We start from the raw sequence: 22,125 nt of genomic DNA on the forward strand, positions 1-22,125 counted from the left end.
GGCTGCTCCTACTGTGCGTCGTTGGTGTGACATACAAAATATGTCACAGACACACACAGTAGTGCAGTAGGGAATCCTCGTCTAGCCGTTTTGTTGCGAATCGTTCTCTGATTGGCAATCGTCTAGTAAGGCTCTGTCACAATATCCCGCGCAAGGAACCGTTTACCGCTGTAGCGGTTCCCGTTTTTGAAGCATCAATGCGTGATGTCTTCGATGAGGTATGTGTCATTTTCGCGACCGATCAGGCGCGCTACGCTCTCCACGCGGCGTCCTGCCTTGGTCCGCTTGATGTAAACGATGACGTTAATTGCCTGCGTGATTGCCCGGTAGGGGATGCGCTGCGTTACCTCGCCGATCAGGTCTTCAAGGCGAGTAAGCCCCTCCATGGCGCTATTGGCGTGGATGGTCGCAAGCCCCCCCGGATGGCCGGTGTTCCATGCTTTCAACAAATCGAGTGCCGATCCGTCGCGCACCTCGCCGATAATGATCCGATCTGGACGCAATCGCAGACTGTCGCGGACTAGATCGGTCATGGTGACGGGCGGGAAGCTCGTTTTTGTCAGCAGCTCCACCTTATCCGCTGCGGAGCATTGAAGCTCGGCCGTGTCCTCGATCAGGAAAACGCGGTCTTCCGAAAATGGCGGTAAGGCGAGGATGGCGTTCGCCAGCGTCGTCTTGCCCGATCCTGTGCCGCCGACAATCAGCATGTTTTCGTGATCCTCGGCCGCTTTGCGAAGCGCGCTGGCCTGCGCGTCGGACATGATTCCGCCCTCGACGTAGTTTTCCAGCGTGAACACTACCTCGGGCCGCTTGCGTATCGCGAAGCAAGCGTTGCGCGCGATCGGCGGGAACTCGCCCTGAAACCGCTCGCCAGTTTCCGGCAATGTGGCGCTGACGCGGGGACTATCCCGCGTCACGACAACGCCCGCGTGGTCGGCGAGCAATCGCAAGATGCGCTCGGCGTCGGCCGATGTCATATCGTGGCCGCTGTATTCTCTGCCGGTGCCGATCCGATCGACCCAGATTTTGCCGTCTGGGTTGACCATGACCTCGACCACCAGGCGCTCGGCCAGCGCGCTTGCGATGACGGGGCCTAGTGACTGTCGAAGGGCTGCGGCTTTGCGATCCAAGCCGATGACGTTTTGCTGAGCCATGCTGATATTATCCTTCGGTTCGGGGCGTGCCGTGCGCGTCTAGGAACGCCTTGCAGGCGGCAAAATCGGTGCGGTAGCTGGATGGGAGCGGAACGCCCTTCTTGCGGCTGATGGTCTCGGCCGCTTTCATCATGGGTGCGGTCGGTGCTGCGGTGCCGAACGCGGTTGTCGGCTCGGCCTTTCGTAGAATCTCGATCAAGCTGCGCGTCTGCGCCGCGACTTCCTGCACGAACGTATCGACGCTGATCCCGCCTGAAAGGATCTCGTCTATGCGACTTTCCCAAACCGCGGTCGTTCCCGGATCGACCAACGCGGGCGCGACCTTATGCAGCAAAGCGAAAACGGCCATGCCTGCCTGTGTGGGATAGAGCTTCCCGGCCTTGACCATCAACAAGCCCTGATCCTTCAAACCGCTTATCACGGTGTCGCGGGTCGCCTGTGTGCCGATGCCTTTGGCGTCCTTCAGGCGCTCCTTCAGCGCCGGGTCGGTGATGAACTGCGCGGCGTTTTTCATCGCCTTGATAAGCGTGCCTTCGTTGAACCGCTCGGGCGCGCGGGTGGTCTTCTCGGCGAGCTGGGCCGTTCTGATCGTGGCGGCGCTGCCGTCCTCGATCGCGGGAAGCTCGTCGCCCTCGTCCTTTGCTCGGTCCCCTTCCCCGGTTGTGTCGCGAAGCGCACGCCAACCCGGGACGATCGGAACCGTCCCCTTGGTCGCATAGGTGGCTTCGCCGATCGCGAGCGACATACTCGTCTCGGAATACTCATAATCGGCTGAGACCGATTGCAGGAACAGGCGAGCGATCACGTCGAACAGGCGCCGCTCGTCGGCGCTGAGCGCGTCATAGACCGTCGGAAGGGTATCGAGCGTCTTGGGGTTCGGGATTATGGCGTGATGGCTCTCGCCGCCTAACCCGGCGTCGGAAAAGACGCCCTGCTTTCCCGTGCGGATCGTTGCGAGGGCGGGCGCGGCGTCCTTCCACGGGCCAAACTCGCCAAGCGCGGCGGTGATGTCCTGCGCGGCCGGTATCAATGCCTCGGGCAGGAACCGGGTCTCGGCGCGGGGGTAGGTCGTTATCTTGTGCTGGTCATATAGCGCCTGCGCCACCTCCATGACCTTCGATGCGGTCCAGCCCCAACGGCCCGCAACCTCCTGCAACGTCGATAGATCGGGCGGCTTCGGCCCGGCCTTCTTCTTGCGGTTCGTCGCGACGACAAGCGCCCCGCTCTGCCCGATCGCGGCGGCGACTGCGGCCTCGCCCTGGGCGCGATCGGTGACGGGCGGCTTGTCGGGGTGGTGCGTTAGAACGACCTCCCGCCCGCCTGCCTGCACAGTGGCCGCGATCCCGTAGCTGGTCGCTGGCTTGAATCGCTGGATTGCGATTTCGCGGATGCAGACGATTCCGAGGGTCGGCGTGCGAACGCGGCCGATTCCAAGGATGGCCTTCACGCCGGGCGGGATAAGCGCGATCGTCGCGGCGCGGGTGAGTGAGAGATTATAGACCTGATCGGCGCGCTCGCGGGCAAGTCCTGCCTCATAGAGCCGTCGATAGTCGTTATTGGGGCGAAGCGCCGCGAACGCCTCTTTCAAGCTGCCGGCGTCTTCGCTGGTGAACATTGCGCGCATGACTTCGCCCCGGAAGCCAAGGGCCTCGACAATCTCCGTCCCGATCACTTGGCCCTCACGGTCGCAATCGGTCGCAATGATGACGCGATCCGCGCCTTTCAAAGCGGTCGCAATCGCCTTGCGCTTGCGCTCCTGCTGCTGGGTCCGCTCGGCCGTCTCGCCGATCGTCGGCACCTTCTTGAACTGATCGGGGAGCAATAGGTGGAAGCCCTGCCATAGCTTCCAATCGGCGTTGTAGGTCTCAGGGTCGGCAAGGGTGAAAAGATGCCCCTGTGCTGGCAGAACGTCGCCGTGGCTGGTGCCGATCGCCGATCTGATATTCTCGGCTTGGCTCGGCTTTTCGCAAATCACAATGCTGCGCGTCATGCCCAATCGTCCTCGTCCTGCATCGCGCTCAACGTGATGTCGTCGATAGAAAGCTCTGATGGCACGGAAGCGGCTGCGGTCGTGCTGGCGCTGCCATAGTCGGAAGCGGCGGGGCGCTTCGACTTGTCACTCTCGGTTGTGGTGGCCTCGGCCTCCCTCGCCGTAGCGTTCCGCTGGGCTTCGCTGAGCGCAGCTTGATCGACGGGAATGGATGCCATCGGCGTCGTTTCGTCGAATGGCAAAGCCGATCGAACGCCTAGCCAATCGTTCGCGACCGTTGCCGTAGGCCGGTCCATAGTCGCTTGCGACTGCTTGAACGTGGCCCGCTTCTTGCCGTGAAAATCGACCGCGATCGTCTTAAAATAGGGGTCTTCGTAGTGCTTGATCTTATCGGCGATGAAGGGCTTGGCGTTGTTGACGAACACGAACTCTTTGGTGGTTGCCAGCCCTCGAACGTGCTGCTCGCCGAGAATATAACGCTCCTGCTCGCCAAGGGACGTGCTGCGGTTGCCCTTGTGAAAGAGGCTGCGCGGGTCGCTAAAGCTCTCGCGGTATTCCAAATGTTTGCCCGCGCGCTCGATGATGCTTTTGATAGATTTCGGCTCACTGGTCGAGAATGAGACCGTGATGTGCATGTTGTCGAAAATCGACGTGTGAACACCATATTTGCCGAACACGTCATTGAAGCTCTGGCAAAAGAGCTGGCAAGTGATGCCATAGCCCGCCATTTCACCAAGGGCGTTCTCAATGAATGGCAAGCCGCCTAGCTTTGGAAACTCGTCCAGCATCAATAGCAGGCGGTGGTTTTTCACGCGGCCCCGGCTGTCGTAGTCGATGTCTTCCATGAGGCTGTTGATCGACTGACGCAGGAACACCCGCACCAAAAATGCGAGCCGGTCGGCGTGCGCCTGGGGCGTGATAAGATAGAAACTGACCGGATTTTTCGAGCAAACGAGGTCGCCGATCATGAAGTCAGACGCGCTCGTTGCGTATGCGACAAGCGGGTCAGCAAAGAGGGTCAAGGCTGATTGGGCGGTGCCTAGCACGCTCGATCGCACCTTAACGTCCATGCTCATAAGCGCGGTCGCGCCAAGATTGATTTCGGGATGGTTGGTCGGCGCTGGCGGGCCTTGAAGCTCGCGCCCGTCCTCCGTCTTCGGATACTCAAAATAGTGCTTCGTGTGCAGCATCGCCGTAATCGTCGGCTCGATGTCGATCAGCAGGCGACGGACATAGGCAAGGTTCTTGTTCTTGTCCTCGGCGGTGTAGAGAACGTGCAGGATCACCCCGACGAAAAACTGGCTCGCCGACAAATCCCAGAAGCTAAGATCGCCTGCCTTTGACCCTAGCGGATCGACAAGCACACCCACGACATTCTGAATGTCGGCAATCTCGCGCTCGCCCTTCCGAACCTCGAAAAGCGGGTTCCATCGCGCGGTGTTCCGATCGGTTGGAGCGAAATAGAGAACGTGACTGAACCGCTTTCGATGGTCCGCCGTGATATGCCATATCTCGCCCTTACGATCGTAGGCGAACAAGCTGCCCTCCCAACTGAGGGCCGATGGGATGACGTGGCCCACGCCTTTGCCCGATCGGGAAGCGCCGACGACTAAGCTATGCTCGACGCCGCGATAGGTGAGGCGATAGCCCTCGTACATGCCGAGAACGCGCCCGCGCGCCTCCTGCTTCGGGTCGATCAACTCGGCCCTCTTTGCGTCTTGAAGCGTCCCCCATGCGTCCAATCCGAACTGCTGGATTTTGGGCTTCTGTCTGCGCGAAAGGCCGATAATTCCGGCGATAGGTAGCATCGCAATCGCGAAGCCAAGGGCCTCGGAAAGGCCGAAGGCTTGGCGATAATATTTGCCGAACGACACTTCCCACGAAAGGATTTTCCACGGCGCATAGAAGCGGCGAGGCCCGGCGTCGTACCATCCCGGCCCGAACTCTCGCGGATAGTTGAACGTCGCGGCAAGGTGCTGGGTTGAAACCGAAAGGCCCAAAAGCATTGCGGCACCCGCGCCCGCCAGTAGCTTCTTCCTGTGCTTGGCGATGTCCATTGGTGGTCCTCTCTAACGGGTGAAGCCGCGCCCGAGTTTAATGCTCTGAACCTTGGCCCGCGCCTGCTGTATTTGCTGGGCCGAAACGCGCGAAAGCGTGTTCTGGGTAGCGGCATCGACACGGCGCAAAACCTGCGTGGCGTCGCGCGCATTGATGGGACGGCTGACGGATTTAAGGCCAAGCTGCTCCGCGATCTCGACGCGCTCTCGAACGCGCTCAACCGTGACAAGCCGCTTCTCTATTCGTCGAATTTTACGGTCAAGGTTACGATTTTGCTGCTTGGCTGGCTGGGCGGCTTTGGTAGCCTGATCGACACGCCCAAGAATGTGCGACCGTCCCTGCTCGCTGCGTAGCCAATCCTCTCGAACCTTCACACCGGCCCTTGCTCTGGCAAGCTCCCGTCTTGCTCGATCCATCGCATGAACCTCGACGATCTTCGCCCAAATCGCGCGCTGCGGATTGCGAAGGAAACTCGCGAGTGTCGTGCGCTTTGCGGCGGTCGCCTTTGTCCGTGCCTTGGTCCGTTCAAGGTCGCGCTGCGCGTCTCTCAGGCGAGCGCGAGCGTCGGATATGACCTCGCGGCGAACGTCCGAAGGCTTGACGAGCGGCGGGACCGGTATTGCTTTCTGCTCTGCTTTCCAGCCCGCAATCTGACGGCGAAGGCTGGAGTCATAGTCTGCCAGTTCCTTCTTGATGCCGTCGATTCCGGTCTCACGCTGGGGCAGCATTTTCGCGAGTTTGTCGTCCATCGACGTGATGGATTTGGCAAGCTCGGCCCGCTCCGCGTTCGATGCCTTCACGGCGCGGTTTATCTCGCCGCGCTCGCTGCGTTCGCCGTTGCGCTCGATCGCGCTGGCGGTCGGGCCAAGGTGAATTGTGGCCTCGCGCTCTAGCCCCTGATCCTCAAGGCTCTTGTGGCTGACCTTGGGCGCGTCGGGTCCAAGCGCCTTCGCTAGGTGCCGGTTCTGAACCTCGGCCCATTGCTCGCGCCACTCGGCGAGCTGCTCGCGCTTGTCCCAAGCGCGTTCCTTATTCCCAAAGCCCGCCTCGTCCACCGTTCGGGTGGTGAGCATTATGTGGGCGTGATGGTTCCGCTGGTCGCCGTGCGGATCGGGTGTGTGAATGGCAACGTCTGCGATCATGCCCTTATCGACGAAGGCGCTTTGAACGAACTCGCGCACAAGCTCCTGGCGCTGTTCGGCCGATAGCTCATGTGGGAGCGAGACTTGCACCTCTCGCGCCACGCGGGCGTCGCTGCGGCCCTCTGCGGCCTCGACGGCGTTCCATAGTGCGCTGCGGTCTGCGAACGCCTCTGGCGCGCCTTCTGGGAGCATTATTTCGGTATGCTCCACACCGCCCCTAGCGCGGTAGTCGAACGGCATTTCTAGCCGCTCGTCGCTCAGACGCTCGCCAGCACGGTAGGCGGCGGCGGCGACTGCGCTGCGACCGTCCGACCGTTTGATGACCTGTGCTGAAAACCGATATTGCGCCACGCCGGTTGCCTTCTCGTCTGCTTCCTACTTCGCGCCCGCTGGCGCTGGGATCGCTAAGGGGCTTGCCCCTTGGCTCAATCGCCCCACGGCGGTTGATGTCTCGCCGCGCCTGCGGCGGGACCGCACCGTTGCGAAGCAATGTGTAAGTGCGCCATTCGCATGGAGCTTACAAGACTTATCGACCTTGACGGGTTCCTTTGATAGAAAGGGAGCCGTCGAATCTGCGAAGGGCTTGCATGGCGCTTGATCTGGAAAACATCGCCGACATCGAAAAGGCGAAGGCGGTTGCTCAAGCTCGACAGGAACGGGCTGAGGCTTTGGCGCGCAAGGGTATGCGTCGCCGGGCTACTCGCGCCCGCATCATCATCGGCGGCGCGATCCTTGCTGAACTTCGCGAAAACCCCTCCGATCGCGCCTTCGCCGATCGCATCGTTGCGATCCTCGACGACCGCGTTTTCCGCGATCAGGACCGGGACGATCTGCGCCACCTTCTCAACGTCCCGGTCCCTGAGATTGTCGCTTCTGAGGCTGGCGCGCCCTTGTCCTCGGACCTTCCCGATTTCGCTTCTCTGGAAGCCCTTGCCGCCAAAATCCCGCGATCTGTGGCTGACCTTGATCCGGATTTTTCCGACGTGCGGCATCTTCTCAATCGAGACCAATGATCGCGCCTCTGCCCTCTCCACTCGCTGCATCTTCTTTGTCCTACTGAGGGGCGCTGCTCGTCTTACCGCTGCGGAGAACAAACATTCCCCCTGCGTCATCCGGCGCGTTATCTGCCCTCTGCTCTGCGAGGATCGGGGCGCGAAGCGAGGCCAGTTCCGATGCTGCGTCGTCCGGTCTTTCGGATGCCCTGCCCTTCAACGCTGGCTCGATCTGTCGCGTTAGGTCGATCGCTCTGGCGTCCGCTGGCTCGTCCTGTCCCTCTCGGATCGTGCTTGCCGGATCGAACGCCTCGGCCTGCCCTCCAACAAAAATCGCACCACCCCCGTCGATAAAATCGCTCTGGTCATTTCCGGCCGTGACGATTGCGCCACCTGGGCCTCTCGTCCTCACGTTGGCGTATCGCGGGCCGGTGTAGAAGCTATGATCGCCTATCACTGCGCTAGGCGTCTGTCCCCCAAAGTTCGTAAGCCCGCGTGATACCAAACCGGCGCGCTCTCTGGCTGCGACGATCCGGGGATTTTGGAAGTAGAGCGCCCCTCCTGTCTCGTCTGCAAGTTCGCCGCGTAATGCCAGCCCTACAATTGCGTCAACACGCGCTCGCGCTGCCGGTGGAGCTGGGGGCAATCGCCGCCAGTCGCCGCCATAGCGTGAGACCGGCTCGAACTGCTTAGGCGCGTTCAAAACGGCGTTGACGCTGTTTCCGAAGCGCCCGCTCCCTACTCGGTTGATGATCGTATAAACGACGGCTGCAATCCCTCGGTCGCCCTGATTTGCGGCCTCGGCATAGGCGACGCGGCCAATCGCTTCTCGGTCGCTCTCATCGTCAACGCGCACGTTTGCTTTTGCCGCGTTGGCCCTTTGGTCCCGCTCGATCTGGGCGCAGTTCGTGCCGGGTGGGACTGCGGTTGTCGCGGCTTCATTTTTCAGAACGAGGGTGCAAATGGCGGCGATAGTTAGCGGGTCCATTTCAGTTCTTTTCCTCTCGGTTTTTGGCGAGCGGGGCGCGCTCTCCATCTGTCCAAATTGGGCGGAATGTGCCGATGATGTCGGTCGATCGAACCGGCCCGTAATAGCGGCTATCGTAGCTGTTCGGGATGCGATCGGAGAAAACGAAATACTCGCCCGCCCTGAGAGTTCGGCAAGCTCGCCAGTGCGGGAGCTGTCGGCCGAAACGATCGGCTTGCACGATCGGCGCGACGGCCCTCCCGTTGATCGCCAAACCGTCAGGGCCGGTTGTGCAAACGCGGTCCCCCTGCCCTGCTGCGATCTGCTTGATGATCCCGGCGCGGATCAAAGGCGGCATGTGCTCGGCGGCGTAAGGGCGACCCATTGGCGGGATTTGAAAAGCGATGATCCGGCCTGTCGTGGGTCGCGCTCCGGTTCGGGCATAGTATCCGATTGGCAGGCTCGGGGACGGATTGTGGATGACGATTGGCCCCGGAAGCGTAGCCGCTACTGTGGCGGCTGCTGCAACCGGAATAAAGCCGATTAGAACGGTCCTGAGCGCGCGGCTGCGCTTCGCGGTGCTGGTCACTTGCCTGTGGTCCCTTCTGCTGCCTGTTGGGCTTCCTGCGCCTCTATGAGGTCAAGCATGAGCCGAAAGACTTCGCCCTTCGGGATGCGATGCCGATAGGCGTAGTCGTCGAACCGTTCTCGATCCCCATCCCGCAAGCGAAGATTGTAGTGGTCGGGATACTGCGACGGCTGACGCGAACGCTTCTTCGGCGCTGCCTTCTCGGTCGGCGCGGGCTGTTCGACCTGGGCGAGCTGGCGCGGCTTGTCTGAAACGAAACCGTGCGCCTCGTTGTCGGCTCTTGCCTGCTCGCGAACCTCGCGGGGCGGGGGGGCGATGTAGTTGCTATCGTCGCCGCCAAAACTGGTGACGCCTGCCAGCTTTGGCGCGGGCTTCTTCGGTTTGTCGGTCATGCCCCTGCCCTCGCCGCTGTAAGCGCCTCTAGCACGTCATGGGCGAACGCTGCGGCGTTCGCCCGCGCGCTCTCGATTGCCTTCGCCTGAGCGCCCTCCAAGCCGCTTAGCGTGCCTCCTTCGGCGAATAGACTGCGATAGACGGTGCGCTCTGCGATCGGCGTGGCAAGCGTAGCGATGCCCGCCCCTCTTACGCCTTCTGCGATCTGCTGCGCGACGCGCGAACGGATCGCCGCGCTGGCCGGGGTTCGGGTGAAGACGCCTGCAAAAGCAATGTCTCTGCGGGCGGCTGTGGATGCGCGCCGGATGCTCTGAAAAGCGCGCGCGGCTTGGTCGCTGTCCAGCACTGAACCTTGCATTGGAACAAGAGCTAGGTGCGTCATCAAAAGCGCATTGGTCACGCGCGCCGACGCCCTGCCCTCAAGATCAACGATCACGAATTTGGCGCGCTTCTGCGCCGCGTCGATCGTGTCGATAATCGCGTCTTCGTCCACTTCCTGAACCACTTCGATATTGTCGGGCTTGCCCGGCAATCCGGCCCATTTGGCGAGCGGGAAATTGGGGTCGGCATCCACGATGACGACTGAACCGCCGCCCTCGGCAAGCTCGATCGCCAGCAATAGGGCGGCGGTCGTTTTCCCGACTCCCCCCTTCGGCGATAGCAGGGTGATTACCGGCATTGTGCGCGTCCCTTTCGTAGAAGTGTTAAGCGTATTACCGCGAGCGAAAGCGCCTTCGCTGCATTCTCGGTAATACCGCTAATCGGTAACATACGCGCAAGCGCGGTAATAGCGATATTGCAAATATTATCGGTAATACAGAGAATAGGGGTAATCCGCTTAGCCTCTGAACGCGGCCCGCCACCAAAGCGTTTAAACGCTTTGGTGGCGGCGGTGCTGGGGCTGTGGCTTGCGGTCATGCGTCTTGCTCGCCGTCCTCGGCCTCGTCCGCGTCAAGCGGATCGTGGGCCATTCTGCCATGGTCATCGACCGGGCAGATGGGTGCGCCCACTTCCTCGATCCACTTGCGGGCGGTGCGGACGGTATAGCCGCAATGCGCGCAAGCGCATTTCAGCATCCGTGCCGTCTGCTTCTTCTTCTGCCCTACGGGCGCGAGCGCATTGAGGCGGCGGTGAGGGTAGGGGGCAAGCTGGGCGATGATCGGCGCGGCCCATTCCATGAACTCGGGCGTCGGCTCGCTGGTGGTGAAGGGGGCCTTGTGGCCGATCGTCGCCGCTGCGATCTGAAACGGGCGCTTGTGGCCCGCCTCGGGGATAGCCGCATGGATCATTTCATGCGCGAGGATCGCGGCGACGGTCGCCGGGTCGTCTTCGACCGGCGAGATAAAAATCTCGGCGTGCTGATCGTCGCTCGCCTCGGCGCTCCAACATTGGCCGCGAACGCGCTTCTTCTTGCCAAGCTCGCCGCCCTTGCTCGGGAATCCGCATGTGACGCGGTAGGATGGGAAGGAAAGCCCCGCCCGCTCGGCGAGGACAGGTTCAAAGGCTTTCGCCAGTTGCGAAAGCCAATCCTCGCGAAGCTCGGCCGCGTCCAGGGCGCGACCGATCACTTGCCAGACTCCCAATGTGCCGACATCGCGCGGGCCGTGCCGATCGCGTCGTCTGCGTCCTCGGTATAGTACGCCATCGCCTCTTGCTTGGCCTCGCACCATTGCGTCTTGCGGTCGGGGAACCGCTCTGAAAGCCGATAAAGGTTGATCGTCACGCGCCATTCGCCATCCCGGCAATCGGCCGTCATGCCCGGTAGTGACTTGATCGCGGCGCGGGTGGCCGCGATCGGGCCGGGGCCTGCGACGATGGCGGGTTTTCTTGCGGCCATGGCTCAAGCCTCCATTTCGGAGGCTTGGGCGCGCACGGCAACGTCCATCTGATCGAACGGAGCGCCACCAATGCCGGGGATGCGGGCCGCATAAAGTCGGCCGTTCAAATAGTCCTCGGCGGTCGGCATCGGGGTTTCGTCCAGATTGCCGGAATACTTCTCGAACACGGCGGCAATCGCGCGGGTGATTAGCTCGGCCGAAAAGTCGCGTTGCGTGAATACATACTTAGAGCCGCCGAAAACCTCGTTCCATGCGCTCGCGCTGTATTCGTAACAGTCGTTCATGCCGTCAAAGCTGCCGGACTGATACTTGCGGGTAATTTCCTCGACCTTCGCGACGGTTGGGCCGTCTGTCCAGCTAATATCAATCGAACCGTGGCGATTGCGAACGCTGAATTTAACGCCCTTGAACGCGGCGCGGAGCTGGGTGCGAATGTTCTTCGCCGCGACCTTGCCGCCATATTGGTCGGTCGCTTGCTCAAGCGCGCCATAGGCCGGATCGGCGCGAAGCTGGGCGATAGCCTCCGCAAAGCGGGCCTTGGCATTGTCTGCCGCAACGGCTGCTGTCGCCTTAGCGCACGCGGCACGCGCAAGCGCCTCGGCGATGTCCTCGGCGCTCGCGGTCTCGTCCAGCACGCGCCACTGCACGCCCCGAATGATACATTCCGGCACGGCCTTGGAAATGCTGCCGTTATCGAACACGACGCTAAAGGATGCGTTGCCGCCTGAGTGCATGACGCCGCCCGCGATGCGGACGGACTGGGGGCACTGCTCGCCCTCGATCGCGAACACGGTTCCGCGCCCTGCCCAATGGAGAACGCAAGAAATCCGGGTGCCGATCACGATTGCGGGGGTGGTGGTGGTCATGGTCTGATCTTCCCAACTAGAGGCCGGTTTGCGGCTGCTGCTGCAAACCTTGGCCCTCGCCGAGAGTGGGGGGTGGCCGCACAAGGGCGATCGCGGGGGAGGGGGATCACCCACGCTGCACTGAGCGAAGCGAGGGAAGGGTGGGGATACCCCCGCGATCGGCGCCGCTCGCGGCGCTTCCCTTGTGCTGCCGGGGGGGCAAGGCCCCTTTGACCAGGCTAACGAAATACACCGGCTTGCCGGTGACATCAGGAGGCGTAGCCTCGGGGGCGTTGCGGGGGATTCCCCCGCAGAGGGGGTAGGGCGAGACGCGCAGCGGCTCGAACTCAGGGGGAGACTTCCCCCCTTTGACCTTCTGCCTTCATCGGAACTAACCGTAATTCCAGTCATATCGGCACTACCCGCAACACCTGAATTATCTGCACCACTTGCATTACAGGCATTATCGGTATTATCGGCAATGGTCAATCGGTCACTGACATACTATATTGTTGTTGCTAAAAATGATAGCTCGGAAGCTGGCAATGGGGCCGCTGGCCCGAAAAACGGTCGTTATCCTCGCGAGACAAAAGCTATGCTCGAATGTCTGATCCTCGGTGATAGCCTAGCTCAAGGTGCTGCTGCCGCCCTGAAAGCTGCTTGGCAAAGTCGCTGTGAAGTCGTTGCGACACAAGGAATCGGTTCTGCTGCAATCCGTCGATCGGTTCCGCCACAATCCTACTATTCAGCTACAATATCTGCTGGCTCGAACGATCCAACAAACCCACACTTGACTGAAAATCTCATAGCAATTCGCCGATCTATTTCAGCAAAACGTGTTGTTTGGATTGCTCCCTACAATCGTTCGGTTGCCTATGTCGTTGCCGATCTGGCTCGATCCTATGGCGATTACCTTGTTGATGTTGCTGAAACCCCGCCTGTCCGTGATGGACTCCATCCACGCAGCTATAGCCGCCTTGCACGCTTGCTTGCGGAAGGCGGTTTCGGGGGCCGTTGAAGCGGGAACCTCGGCGAGGGGGGAAGGGGGCGGGCCGGTAGGCCCGCCCCGCCGCTGCTAGGCGGCTTCTGCCTTCGTCGCGAGGATACCGAAGTGATCGACAAGCCGATCGACGGTGTAGACAGTCTCACCGCCCTTCTCATAAGAGCTGTCGCGCATCCGGCCTTCGACGCGGATCAAGTCGCCGACCTGGGCCTTGTCGGCGATGTATTTGCGGGTCCGTTCTCCGAACACTGTCACGCGGTTCCAATAGGTCTCGTCGGACCATTCCCCCGTAGCTTCGTCTTTTCGCGGATAGTTAGCCGCGACCTTGATGTGAGTGACGTTGCTATGGGTGTCGATCTTACCAATCCGACCGATGATTTCAAACTTCGCAAGATTACGCATTTCCAGCTCCTTTATTCCGTGTTGCTGATGGACATTAACAAGGCGAAGTGTCGGCGCGTGCAAGTAAAAAAACGGAGGCTCCGCGAAGTGGAAACCGTAGGCCGACAATGTTGGCCGCTTTTTTACTTGCTCGTACTAGCCGATACAAAGCCTAGATGCCATCAATAAGCGACCGGAAAGGAGCAAGAAATTGAACCAATCTTGATAGATAATACATCGTGTCGTATTTGCGGCGCAAATATACAAATCAACTTTACGTCGCGCTTGCGTCTGCTTGACTTGCTGCGGGGGAAGGGTCCGCTTGCCTTTCGGCGTCCGACTGTTCGGCTCGGTCGCGCTCCATACGTCGATAGATCGCCTGTCGGCTGACGCCTAGCATCGTCGCAACTGCCGCTACGCTCGATTTTGTGGAGCCGGTTAGATGCTTCTTGGCCTCGATCCACTGCGCGTCCTTGATGCTCTGGGGACGGCCAAACCGCGTTCCGGCACGCTGGGCGGCTGCGATCCCGGCCATTGTCCTTTCGTGGTTCGTGCCTCGCTCGAACTCCGCGAAAGCGCCGAATATCTGAAAAATGAGGTTCCCGGCTGCGCTGGTGGTGTCGATCACGGATTCCTTGATCGAACGCAGGCCGATCCCGCGTTCCTTCATCCCCTGTACGGTGTCGATCAGATCGCGGGTGGATCGGCTGAGCCGGTCCAGCTTCCACACGACTAGCGTATCTTCATCCGCTCGGGCGTAGGCCAGCGCCTCGGCGAGCTGGGGCTTGATGACGGCCGAACCGCTCACCCCTTCGTCGGTAAAGACCTTCGTGCATCCGGCCTGCTCTAGCGCCTCAATCTGTAGGCGGGCATTCTGCTCATAGGTGGAAACCCGCGCGTAACCTATCAGCATGTCCGAAACTCCGAAAAACCGTGATACTTTCGGACACTCTGCCGTTTGTCCGAAAGTCTCAAGTAAAAAAATTAGTTCCGGACACCTCGACGGGGGTTTTCGGACGGCCACTTTCGGACGGGGATTTCGGACAAACGGGAAAAGAGCAAATCCGCGATTTTGGGATTGCCGGGTTGTCGCGTCCGAAACCGATCGGTTTCGGACACGCGGCAATGCTCGCACCTGAACGTCTGCAATGCTATGACGATCCGTGCGGAAGGAGAACGCGCGATGGAAAAGAGCTGGCAGCAAATAAACGCGGAAATCGACACGATGCACGCGCATCAGGACTTCACCGAAAAGCTGATCTTCGTTCTAATCGGCGTCACGGTCATTCTTGGGCTTGTCGGCGCTCCCAAAGGGCTGACGCTGCTTTGGCTCATCCCGACGCTCGGATACATGCTCGGGCGGTACAATATTGAGAACCTTCGCGGGACCATGCGCGACTATTGGGTTCCGGCGCTGGGGTCGCAAGCTATTCTCGCTTTCATTGTCGGCGTGCCGCTGCTGATCCGTTTCGGCATTTGATGGCGCGAAACGATAAAGGCGGCGGGCAAGCGGAACGCATTGCCGCCGCCCTGGCTCTCGTCGATCGCGCGATATGCTTGGTCGAAAGCGCCGGGGACAAAGGCGCGTTGATCGCGTGCCATTTGGCGCAAGCTGTTGCCCTTGGGCGGCAAGATGATTGCGCCGGTCCAAAGCAAGCGATCAAAAAAAGGGAGGCCGAAGCCTCCCTTTCTCCTAGTGAGTGAACATTTTAATGAAGGCCGGTGCGAGGCCGATTATCGCGAGGACGAAGCCTACTGCACCGATAACCCACGTCTGTGCCGTGAGTTTGCTTTCCAGCGCCTTGTTTGCTTCCTGAACCTTCACCGCGATATACTCCTCGATAGCCTCCACAACCTCGGCTGCCGCGTCTTCTGACACATTAGCCGCCTTCAACGCTCTAAACAATTTGATTTGCATCTGGTTCTCCTTCTCGTTGGTGTGAGGTGAACAAACGGCATGGGCTCCGGCGTCGGCGGTCAAGGACCGCGTAGCGGCCGCGATAGCGGGGGGTGGGGGAGCCGATTTACGCAGTAAATTGGGGGAACCGCCCATCCTTGAGGGTCGGCGCGCACCCATGCCATAATACCACATTACACAGAGAGGGGTCAGTACATAGAACGGCCCCAGATATACGCTAAGCGCCGACAGCCCTGCTCAGGTGTCGGAAAACACCTGTTTGTCGTACATCTATTGGAAATGGCGTGGTTTGGGACTTTCCTGTCATTCGGCGCCGCTCTCGCGAACGACAGCTTCAATTTACACCGGACATTCCTGCGTCGCGGGACCGCGATCCTGTTAGCGCTTAGAGTAAGTAAAATGTACTTTCGCACAATAATTCCCACATTGCATTAATGGCTAAATTAGCTAAGTCTCGGTGCAAGGCGGGAGAATTCTATGCGCACTTTTACGGCGGCTGAGGCAAAGAACAAATTCGGTGAGATGGTTGATCAGGCGCGGTCTGCGCCGGTTGCCATTACCAAGTACGATCGGCCTGTGCTGGTCGTCATGGCGTTTGAAGAATTTGAGCGGTTGCATGCTCTCGACCGTACCGCCGGGAGCGCCAAATGAATCCTGTAGAGATCGAAGAAGCTGTATCCAACCTCGCGCTGGAACCGTTTGACCGGGCCGAGTTCCCATTCCAGTTTCTGCGCGCATTCGGGAGCAAGGACACCGCGATCCAGCGGCTGCGGGCGGGGAATACTAACCAGACCGATGTGCCGGGGGCTATTCTCCAGCGGGGGAATATTCATATCGCTGCCTGCGACATCGGCGGGGTGGATGAAACACTGAAAGCCCTGCGCGAAAGCCCCAAGACGGCATCGCAAAAGGCCAAGTTCATCCTTGTTACCGATGGTGAGGTATTTCAGGCCGAGGATATGAACGGCGGGGGCACGGTGGCCTGTGCCTATGCCGAGTTTCCCGATCATTTCGGTTTCTTCCTGCCGCTGGCGGGCATCACCACGGTTGAGCAAATCCGCGAAAGCTCGTTCGATATCAAGGCGACCGGGCGGCTCAACAAACTGTATGTCGAGCTGCTGAAAGACAACCCCGATTGGGCCAGTCGATCCGTAGACATGAACCACTTCATGGCGCGACTGATCTTTTGTTTCTTTGCCGAAGATACGGATATCTTTCTAAGCGGCGGCCTGTTTAGCAAGACAATCGAGCAGATGAGCGCGCGGGATTCATCGGACACGCATCTTGTCATGGCCGAGATATTTCGGGCGATGGACACCAAGCCTGAAAATCGCGAGGTTGCGGGTATCAAGCCCTATGCTCGAAAATTTCCCTATGTGAACGGGCAGCTGTTTTCGGGTAGCACCGAGTGCCCGCGTTTCAGCAAGATTGCCCGGTCCTACCTGCTGCATATCAGCAGCCTGAACTGGAAGAAGATCAACCCAGACATCTTCGGCTCGATGATTCAGGCCGTGGCCGACGATGAAGAGCGCGGCGCGCTGGGCATGCACTACACCTCCGTGCCCAACATCCTGAAGGTGCTGAACCCGCTGTTCCTGGATGATTTGCGGGAGAAGCTGGAAGAGGCTGGAGACAATGGCCGCAAGCTGCTGAACCTGCGCCATCGCATGGCGAAGATCCGGGTGTTTGATCCGGCCTGCGGGTCGGGCAATTTCCTGGTCATCGCCTATAAGGAAATGCGCAGTATAGAGGCGGAAATAAACCGGCGGCGCGGCGAGCCCGACCGGCGCAGCGACATTCCGCTCACCAACTTCCGCGGTATCGAGCTGCGCGATTTTCCCGCCGAGATCGCCCGATTGGCGCTGATCATCGCCGAATATCAATGCGACGTGCTGTATCGTGGCCAACAAGAGGCGCTGGCCGAGTTCCTGCCGCTCGACAGTCAGAACTGGATCACCTGCGGTAATGCTCTGCGGTTGGACTGGCTGGGCATCTGCCCGCCGACCGGCACGGGCGTGAGGGTGCAGGCCAAAGACTTGTTCGAGACACCGTTGGATCAGGCGGAGATCGATTTCGAGAACGAGGGCGGAGAGACGTATATTTGCGGAAACCCTCCGTATAAGGGCACTAAGGGTCAGACGACTGATCAGAAAAGTGAATTAGAGAGTATTTTTGAATGCTATGACGGTTCCTTCAAGGTGCTAGATTACGTCTCGGGTTGGTTTGTTAGAAGTGCAGAGTACCTCCGACACACGTTCGGATCGGCTGCCTTTGTTAGCACGAATTCCATTTGCCAGGGCAATCAAGTTCCTGTTTTATGGCCACTAATCAGCTCCCTCGGCAGTCGAATCTCATTCGCGCACACCTCATTCAAATGGGCAAATCTCGCCTCTCACAATGCTGGGGTGACAGTAATCATCGTGGGGATCGGCGTCAGCCCTGAAGAACGGCGCTTATATATTGAACAAGATGGCTCTTCAGTCTGTAAGGTCGTCGACAACATCAACGCCTATTTGGTTCCTTCTCGTAACATTATCGTCGAAAAATCCTCCATTCCCATTCATGGTTTGGGGCAGATGGTACTAGGTAACCAGCCTTATGAAGGTGGATTTCTCATTCTTGATACGCAGGAGTTGGAGGATTTAAATATAAACTCGGAAGGGCGCGAGAAGATAATCAGGAAGATCATCGGGTCGAGCGAGGTGGTGAACGGCTCCGAGAGGTATTGCATTTGGGTCGAAGACACCAACCGTTCATACGCAATGAATATTCCGACAGTCAGAGAAAGAATAGAAAATGTGCGAGTGTGGCGAAATGCGAGCTCTCGTCCAGCAACTAATGCTATGTCTAATCGTCCCCACCAATTTTGCGAAATGAAATCTCCAAAAAGCTCTGTGATGATAATTCCAATTCGAAGCTCTGAAAATAGGCCGTACCTTCCAATTGGTCTTTACGATAATACCGCCACCGTGAGCAACCTTGCTTACGCGATATATGATGGAGATCTGTTTAATTTATCAATCATTTCTTCACGGCTACATCTTGTTTGGATCAGCACGGTTTGCGGAAAGCTTGAAACTCGTTTCAGCTATTCGAACAAGATGGGCTGGAACACCTTCCCGGTACCTACGCTGACCGAACAGAACAAGGCGGACCTCACCCGTTGCGCAGAGGGTATCCTCCTAGCCCGCGAGGCGCATTTTCCGTTGACAATCGCCGACCTCTACGACCCCCAAAAAATGCCCGAAGACCTGCGGGCCGCGCACGAACGCAACGACGAGGTGCTGGAACGCATATACATCGGCCGCCGGTTCCAGAACGATACCGAACGACTGGAAAAACTTTTCGATCTCTACACAAAAATGGTGGGCAAAGGTGGCCCGAAAAAGGGCAAGAGGAAAGCCGCATGACTATCTCTAAGCCCCTTCCCGCTGTCAGCTTTCAGACCGCGCGTACTGGCGTTTCGGCTAAGGCCAATGCGCTGGGCATGCGGCCCATGCAGGAGCGCGCCTATAACAAGCGCGGCGAGCAATATCTGCTGATCAAATCGCCCCCGGCATCGGGCAAGTCCCGCGCACTGATGTTTATCGCGCTCGACAAGCTGCATAACCAAGGGCTGAAACAGGCGATCATCGTCGTGCCTGAAAAGTCGATCGGCGGTAGTTTCGCTGATGAACCGCTTAGCCAATACGGATTCTGGGCTGACTGGATCGTCAAACCACAATGGAATTTGTGCAACGCGCCCGGTGCGGATGAGGAGCGGGTGGACCCGTCCAAGGTCAAGGCCGTGGGTCAGTTTCTGGCGAGCGATGACAGGGTGTTGGTCTGCACCCATGCCACCTTCCGCTTTGCGGTGGATGCGCTGGGCGTGGAAGCCTTTGACGATCGGCTGATCGCGGTGGATGAATTCCACCACGTTTCCGCAAGCCCGGACAACCGCCTTGGCAGCCAACTCGCTGCCTTCATGGCGCGCGATAAAGTCCATATCGTGGCGATGACCGGCAGCTATTTTCGCGGTGATGCCGCCCCGGTGCTGACGCCGGAGGATGAGGATAAGTTCGAGCCCGTCAGCTACACCTATTATGAGCAGCTTAACGGCTATGATCACCTCAAAGCGCTCAACATCGGCTATTATTTTTATACGGGCCGTTATCTTGGGGCGATTGAGCATTGCCTTGATCCCGCCCGCAAGACGATCGTCCATATCCCGTCGGTCAATGCGCGCGAAAGCACCAAGGACAAGGTGAGCGAGGTCAACGAAATTCTCCACTATCTCGGCAAGTGGACCGGGGCTGATCCGGTGACGGGTTTTGAACTGATTGCCCAGCCCGATGGCCGGGTGCTGAAAATAGCAGACCTTGTGGATGACAGCGATCCCGCCCGCCGCGCCCGTGTGCTGGCGGCGTTGAAAGACCCGGCGCACAAGAACAACCGCGACCATGTCGATATCATCATTGCGTTGGGCATGGCCAAGGAAGGGTTCGACTGGATTTGGTGCGAACATGCGCTGACGGTTGGCTATCGCTCCAGTCTGACCGAGATCATCCAGATCATTGGCCGCGCCACACGTGATGCGCCGGGCAAGGAGGTTGCCACCTTTACCAATTTGATCGCGGAGCCCGATGCTTCGGAAGCCGCGGTAGCTGACGCAATCAACGATACGCTGAAGGCGATCGCGGCCAGCCTGCTGATGGAGCAGGTGCTGGCGCCGCGCTTTACCTTCACTCCCAAGAGCACCGGGCCGCTGCCGGACTTCGATTATGGTCCGGACGGTTATCAGGAAGGCAAGACCAATGTCGGCGTGCGCGAAGGCGATGGCCAGATGCATTTCGAGATTAACGGTCTGGTGAAGCCCAAAAGCCCTGAAGCGAGCCGGATCGTGCAGGAAGATTTGAACGAGGTGATCGCTGCCTTCGTCCAGAATAAGACTGTTGCCGAGCGAGGTCTGTTTGACGAAGAAACCCCGCCGCAGGAACTGACGCAGGTGGCGATGGGCAAGATTGTCCGCGATCGCTATCCGGATCTTTCCGCCGAGGATCAGGAGGCGGTGCGCCAACATGCGATCGCCGCGCTGAACCTCACCCAGAAAGCCAAGGGGATGGCAATGGGGTCGGTCAGCGATGATGATGGCGAATTGCGCGGGAATACGTCGTTGCTGGAAGGCGTGCGCCAATTTGCCATGGATGTGCGCGAGTTGGATATCGACCTGATCGACAGCATCAACCCATGGCAGGCCGCCTATACCGTGCTGGCTAAGGCCATGGACGAAAACACACTAAAGCAGGTGCAGGCCGCGATTTCTGCCAAAAGAACCAAGATCACGCCCGAGGATGCCAAGGATCTTGCCGGGCGCGCGGTGCGCTTCAAGAAAGAGCGGGGACGCCTGCCTTCAATCACCTCTCCCGATACCTGGGAGCAGCGACTGGCCGAAGGGGCTGCGGCCTTCATGCGCTACAAGGAGGAAGGTCGCTATGCATGACCTCGATCTTGATGAACTGGCAGGCGAACTGGCGGACTTTGCGCCTGCAAAGAAGAAGCAGGCCAGCTATACTCCGCGTGAAGAGCGGATCATTGCAGGGTTCGAAGACATCGAACGCTTCTATGAGGAGCATGGACGTCTGCCCCTGCATGGCGAGGATCGGGATATTTTTGAGCGGCTTTACGCCGTGCGGTTGGACCGTCTGCGCGAGATGGAAGAATGCCGCGCCCTGCTGGCGTCGTTTGACAGCCACGGTCTGCTCGATCGGGTAGAAGCCGCTGGCGCGGAAGTGGAAGAGCTTGACCCTGATGACCTGATGGCTGAGTTGGCCGGGTTGGGTGAAGGCGATGACATCACCAAGCTCCGTCATGTCCGCTCGGCTGAGGAAAAGCGCGCAGCTGAGGAAATCGCCCGGCGCGACAAGTGCGGCGACTTCGAAAAGTTTGAGCCGTTGTTCAAACAAGTGAAGGAGGAGCTGGCTAACGGCACCCGCGTAACCCGCCCCTTCGAACTGAAGGCCGAAATCCGTCCCGGCGCATATTTCATCGTCTTTGGGCAAATTTGTTACGTTGCCGAGATGGACGAGATCTTCACCAACGACCAGGGTCGGACCGATGCGCGTTTACGGGTGATTTTCGATAACGGTACTGAAAGCGGGCTGCTGATGCGGTCCTTACAACGCCAGCTCAACGCAGATGACGCGGGCCGTAGGATTACTGACCCGTCACCGGGCCCGCTGTTCGCGGACACGGCAGAAGACGGAGAAACTGAGACCGGGACGATCTATGTCCTGCGCAGCAAGTCGGATCACCCAGTCGTCGCCGAACATCGCCAGGTAATGCACAAGATCGGCGTAACGAGCGGCGCAGTCGAGACCCGGATTGCTGGTGCCGAGAAGAGTTCAACCTACCTGCTGGCGGGCGTCGAAGTGGCTGCGACCTACAAGGTTTACGGCGTGAACTGCCAGAAGCTGGAAAACCTTCTGCACAAGGTGTTTTCGAGCGCGCAGATCAACCTTACGATTCCCGATCGGTTCGGCCACATGGTCAAACCGCGGGAGTGGTTCCTCGTCCCGTTGAACGTGATCGACGATGCTGTGCAAAGGATCCGGGACCGGTCAATTTTACAGTATCGATACGATCCGCAGCAGGGACGGCTAACGGAAGCATGACTGCACTTAGTGAGGAATGTTGCTAGGGATTTTTGACGTAAGCGGGAGGCAAGAACCTCACAAAATAGGTCGCTCACAGAAAATTTAAAATAGACAGGTGTTCTCCGCCATAGAGGTTTACAGCTCGGCTCGGAAAATACCTGTCTGCGGTAGTTCACAAAGCCGCGCATTATTTCGCGTGGAGCGACTGGCAGCTTTCGAGAAA

21 protein-coding genes are annotated in these 22,125 nt (G+C 59.2%); 7 read left to right on the top strand and 14 right to left on the bottom strand.

Going from position 1 to position 22,125, the window contains the following annotated elements:
- Positions 1 to 194: 194 nt before the first annotated feature.
- From trbB to mobQ, 4 genes are read right to left on the bottom strand one after another with little or no spacing between them, the layout of a single operon-like run.
- A complete protein-coding gene (gene trbB / locus IQ35_RS17935; protein ID WP_145075387.1) occupies positions 195 to 1,154 on the bottom strand; it encodes a P-type conjugative transfer ATPase TrbB in 960 nt (319 codons plus the stop codon).
- A gap of 7 nt (positions 1,155 to 1,161) precedes the next feature.
- A complete protein-coding gene (locus tag IQ35_RS17940) occupies positions 1,162 to 3,144 on the bottom strand; it encodes a DNA topoisomerase (protein WP_145075390.1) in 1,983 nt (660 codons plus the stop codon).
- Positions 3,141 to 5,201, bottom strand: coding sequence for a type IV secretory system conjugative DNA transfer family protein (locus tag IQ35_RS17945; protein WP_088185027.1), 2,061 nt, complete (start codon positions 5,199 to 5,201; stop codon positions 3,141 to 3,143). Before IQ35_RS17945 ends, IQ35_RS17940 begins: the two co-directional genes overlap by 4 nt.
- A 12-nt stretch (positions 5,202 to 5,213) precedes the next feature.
- Entirely contained in the window at positions 5,214 to 6,695 is a 1,482-nt protein-coding gene (gene mobQ, locus IQ35_RS17950) for a MobQ family relaxase (RefSeq protein ID WP_145075393.1), read from the bottom strand.
- A gap of 236 nt (positions 6,696 to 6,931) precedes the next feature.
- Between mobQ and IQ35_RS17955 the strand changes: the two genes are divergently transcribed.
- The gene (locus IQ35_RS17955; protein WP_088185025.1) at positions 6,932 to 7,357 is read left to right on the top strand and encodes a hypothetical protein; all 426 of its coding nucleotides are present in this window, start codon (positions 6,932 to 6,934) and stop codon (positions 7,355 to 7,357) included.
- A gap of 40 nt (positions 7,358 to 7,397) precedes the next feature.
- Here the strand turns inward: IQ35_RS17955 and IQ35_RS17960 are convergent, their stop codons facing one another.
- From IQ35_RS17960 to IQ35_RS17990, 7 genes are all read right to left on the bottom strand, one after another.
- The gene (locus IQ35_RS17960) at positions 7,398 to 8,324 is read right to left on the bottom strand and encodes a cell wall hydrolase (RefSeq protein WP_145075396.1); all 927 of its coding nucleotides are present in this window, start codon (positions 8,322 to 8,324) and stop codon (positions 7,398 to 7,400) included.
- 1 nt (position 8,325) lies between these two features.
- Positions 8,326 to 8,892 carry a S26 family signal peptidase gene (locus tag IQ35_RS17965; protein ID WP_088185023.1) on the bottom strand — a complete coding sequence of 189 codons (567 nt, stop codon included), beginning with the start codon at positions 8,890 to 8,892 and terminating at the stop codon, positions 8,326 to 8,328.
- Positions 8,889 to 9,284 carry a hypothetical protein gene (locus IQ35_RS17970; protein ID WP_088185022.1) on the bottom strand — a complete coding sequence of 132 codons (396 nt, stop codon included), beginning with the start codon at positions 9,282 to 9,284 and terminating at the stop codon, positions 8,889 to 8,891. The genes IQ35_RS17965 and IQ35_RS17970 overlap by 4 nt, the downstream gene beginning before the upstream one ends.
- Positions 9,281 to 9,964: a ParA family protein gene (locus tag IQ35_RS17975; RefSeq protein WP_088185021.1), complete on the bottom strand. Its 684-nt coding sequence runs from the start codon at positions 9,962 to 9,964 to the stop codon at positions 9,281 to 9,283. The genes IQ35_RS17970 and IQ35_RS17975 overlap by 4 nt, the downstream gene beginning before the upstream one ends.
- A gap of 235 nt (positions 9,965 to 10,199) precedes the next feature.
- Positions 10,200 to 10,853: a transcription elongation protein SprT gene (locus tag IQ35_RS17980; RefSeq protein ID WP_088185020.1), complete on the bottom strand. Its 654-nt coding sequence runs from the start codon at positions 10,851 to 10,853 to the stop codon at positions 10,200 to 10,202.
- Complete coding sequence (locus IQ35_RS17985; RefSeq protein WP_088185019.1) at positions 10,850 to 11,122, bottom strand: hypothetical protein; 273 nt, start codon at positions 11,120 to 11,122, stop codon at positions 10,850 to 10,852. Before IQ35_RS17985 ends, IQ35_RS17980 begins: the two co-directional genes overlap by 4 nt.
- Positions 11,123 to 11,125: 3 nt before the next feature.
- Positions 11,126 to 11,989, bottom strand: a complete 864-nt coding sequence (locus IQ35_RS17990) for an LPD29 domain-containing protein (protein WP_088190771.1) — start codon at positions 11,987 to 11,989, stop codon at positions 11,126 to 11,128.
- A 574-nt stretch (positions 11,990 to 12,563) separates the two neighbouring features.
- Between IQ35_RS17990 and IQ35_RS17995 the strand changes: the two genes are divergently transcribed.
- Positions 12,564 to 12,986, top strand: coding sequence for a hypothetical protein (locus tag IQ35_RS17995; protein WP_145075399.1), 423 nt, complete (start codon positions 12,564 to 12,566; stop codon positions 12,984 to 12,986).
- 57 nt (positions 12,987 to 13,043) lie between these two features.
- On the opposite strand, the gene IQ35_RS18000 is transcribed toward IQ35_RS17995, so the two are convergent.
- Both IQ35_RS18000 and IQ35_RS18005 read right to left on the bottom strand, forming a co-directional pair.
- On the bottom strand, positions 13,044 to 13,373 hold the full coding sequence (locus IQ35_RS18000; RefSeq protein ID WP_088185016.1) for a single-stranded DNA-binding protein: 330 nt from the start codon (positions 13,371 to 13,373) through the stop codon (positions 13,044 to 13,046).
- Between the two features lie 253 nt (positions 13,374 to 13,626).
- Positions 13,627 to 14,265, bottom strand: coding sequence for a recombinase family protein (locus IQ35_RS18005; protein WP_088185015.1), 639 nt, complete (start codon positions 14,263 to 14,265; stop codon positions 13,627 to 13,629).
- 270 nt (positions 14,266 to 14,535) lie between these two features.
- Here IQ35_RS18005 and IQ35_RS18010 point away from each other — a divergent pair, with 270 nt between their 5' ends.
- Entirely contained in the window at positions 14,536 to 14,832 is a 297-nt protein-coding gene (locus IQ35_RS18010; protein ID WP_158636701.1) for a hypothetical protein, read from the top strand.
- 213 nt (positions 14,833 to 15,045) lie between these two features.
- Here the strand turns inward: IQ35_RS18010 and IQ35_RS18015 are convergent, their stop codons facing one another.
- Positions 15,046 to 15,270 carry a hypothetical protein gene (locus IQ35_RS18015; protein WP_145075406.1) on the bottom strand — a complete coding sequence of 75 codons (225 nt, stop codon included), beginning with the start codon at positions 15,268 to 15,270 and terminating at the stop codon, positions 15,046 to 15,048.
- 477 nt (positions 15,271 to 15,747) lie between these two features.
- On the opposite strand from IQ35_RS18015, the gene IQ35_RS18020 reads away from it, so the two are divergent.
- From IQ35_RS18020 to IQ35_RS18035, 4 genes are read left to right on the top strand one after another with little or no spacing between them, the layout of a single operon-like run.
- Positions 15,748 to 15,921 carry a type II toxin-antitoxin system Phd/YefM family antitoxin gene (locus IQ35_RS18020; protein ID WP_145075409.1) on the top strand — a complete coding sequence of 58 codons (174 nt, stop codon included), beginning with the start codon at positions 15,748 to 15,750 and terminating at the stop codon, positions 15,919 to 15,921.
- A complete protein-coding gene (locus IQ35_RS18025) occupies positions 15,918 to 18,680 on the top strand; it encodes a class I SAM-dependent DNA methyltransferase (protein WP_145075411.1) in 2,763 nt (920 codons plus the stop codon). The genes IQ35_RS18020 and IQ35_RS18025 overlap by 4 nt, the downstream gene beginning before the upstream one ends.
- On the top strand, positions 18,677 to 20,749 hold the full coding sequence (locus tag IQ35_RS18030) for a DEAD/DEAH box helicase (protein WP_145075437.1): 2,073 nt from the start codon (positions 18,677 to 18,679) through the stop codon (positions 20,747 to 20,749). Before IQ35_RS18025 ends, IQ35_RS18030 begins: the two co-directional genes overlap by 4 nt.
- Positions 20,742 to 21,920, top strand: a complete 1,179-nt coding sequence (locus IQ35_RS18035) for a GIY-YIG nuclease family protein (RefSeq protein WP_145075414.1) — start codon at positions 20,742 to 20,744, stop codon at positions 21,918 to 21,920. The genes IQ35_RS18030 and IQ35_RS18035 overlap by 8 nt, the downstream gene beginning before the upstream one ends.
- Positions 21,921 to 22,125 lie beyond the last annotated feature (205 nt).

This window comes from Sphingobium wenxiniae, from assembly GCF_007830065.1.
GTDB classification, from domain to species: Bacteria; Pseudomonadota; Alphaproteobacteria; order Sphingomonadales; family Sphingomonadaceae; genus Sphingobium; species Sphingobium wenxiniae.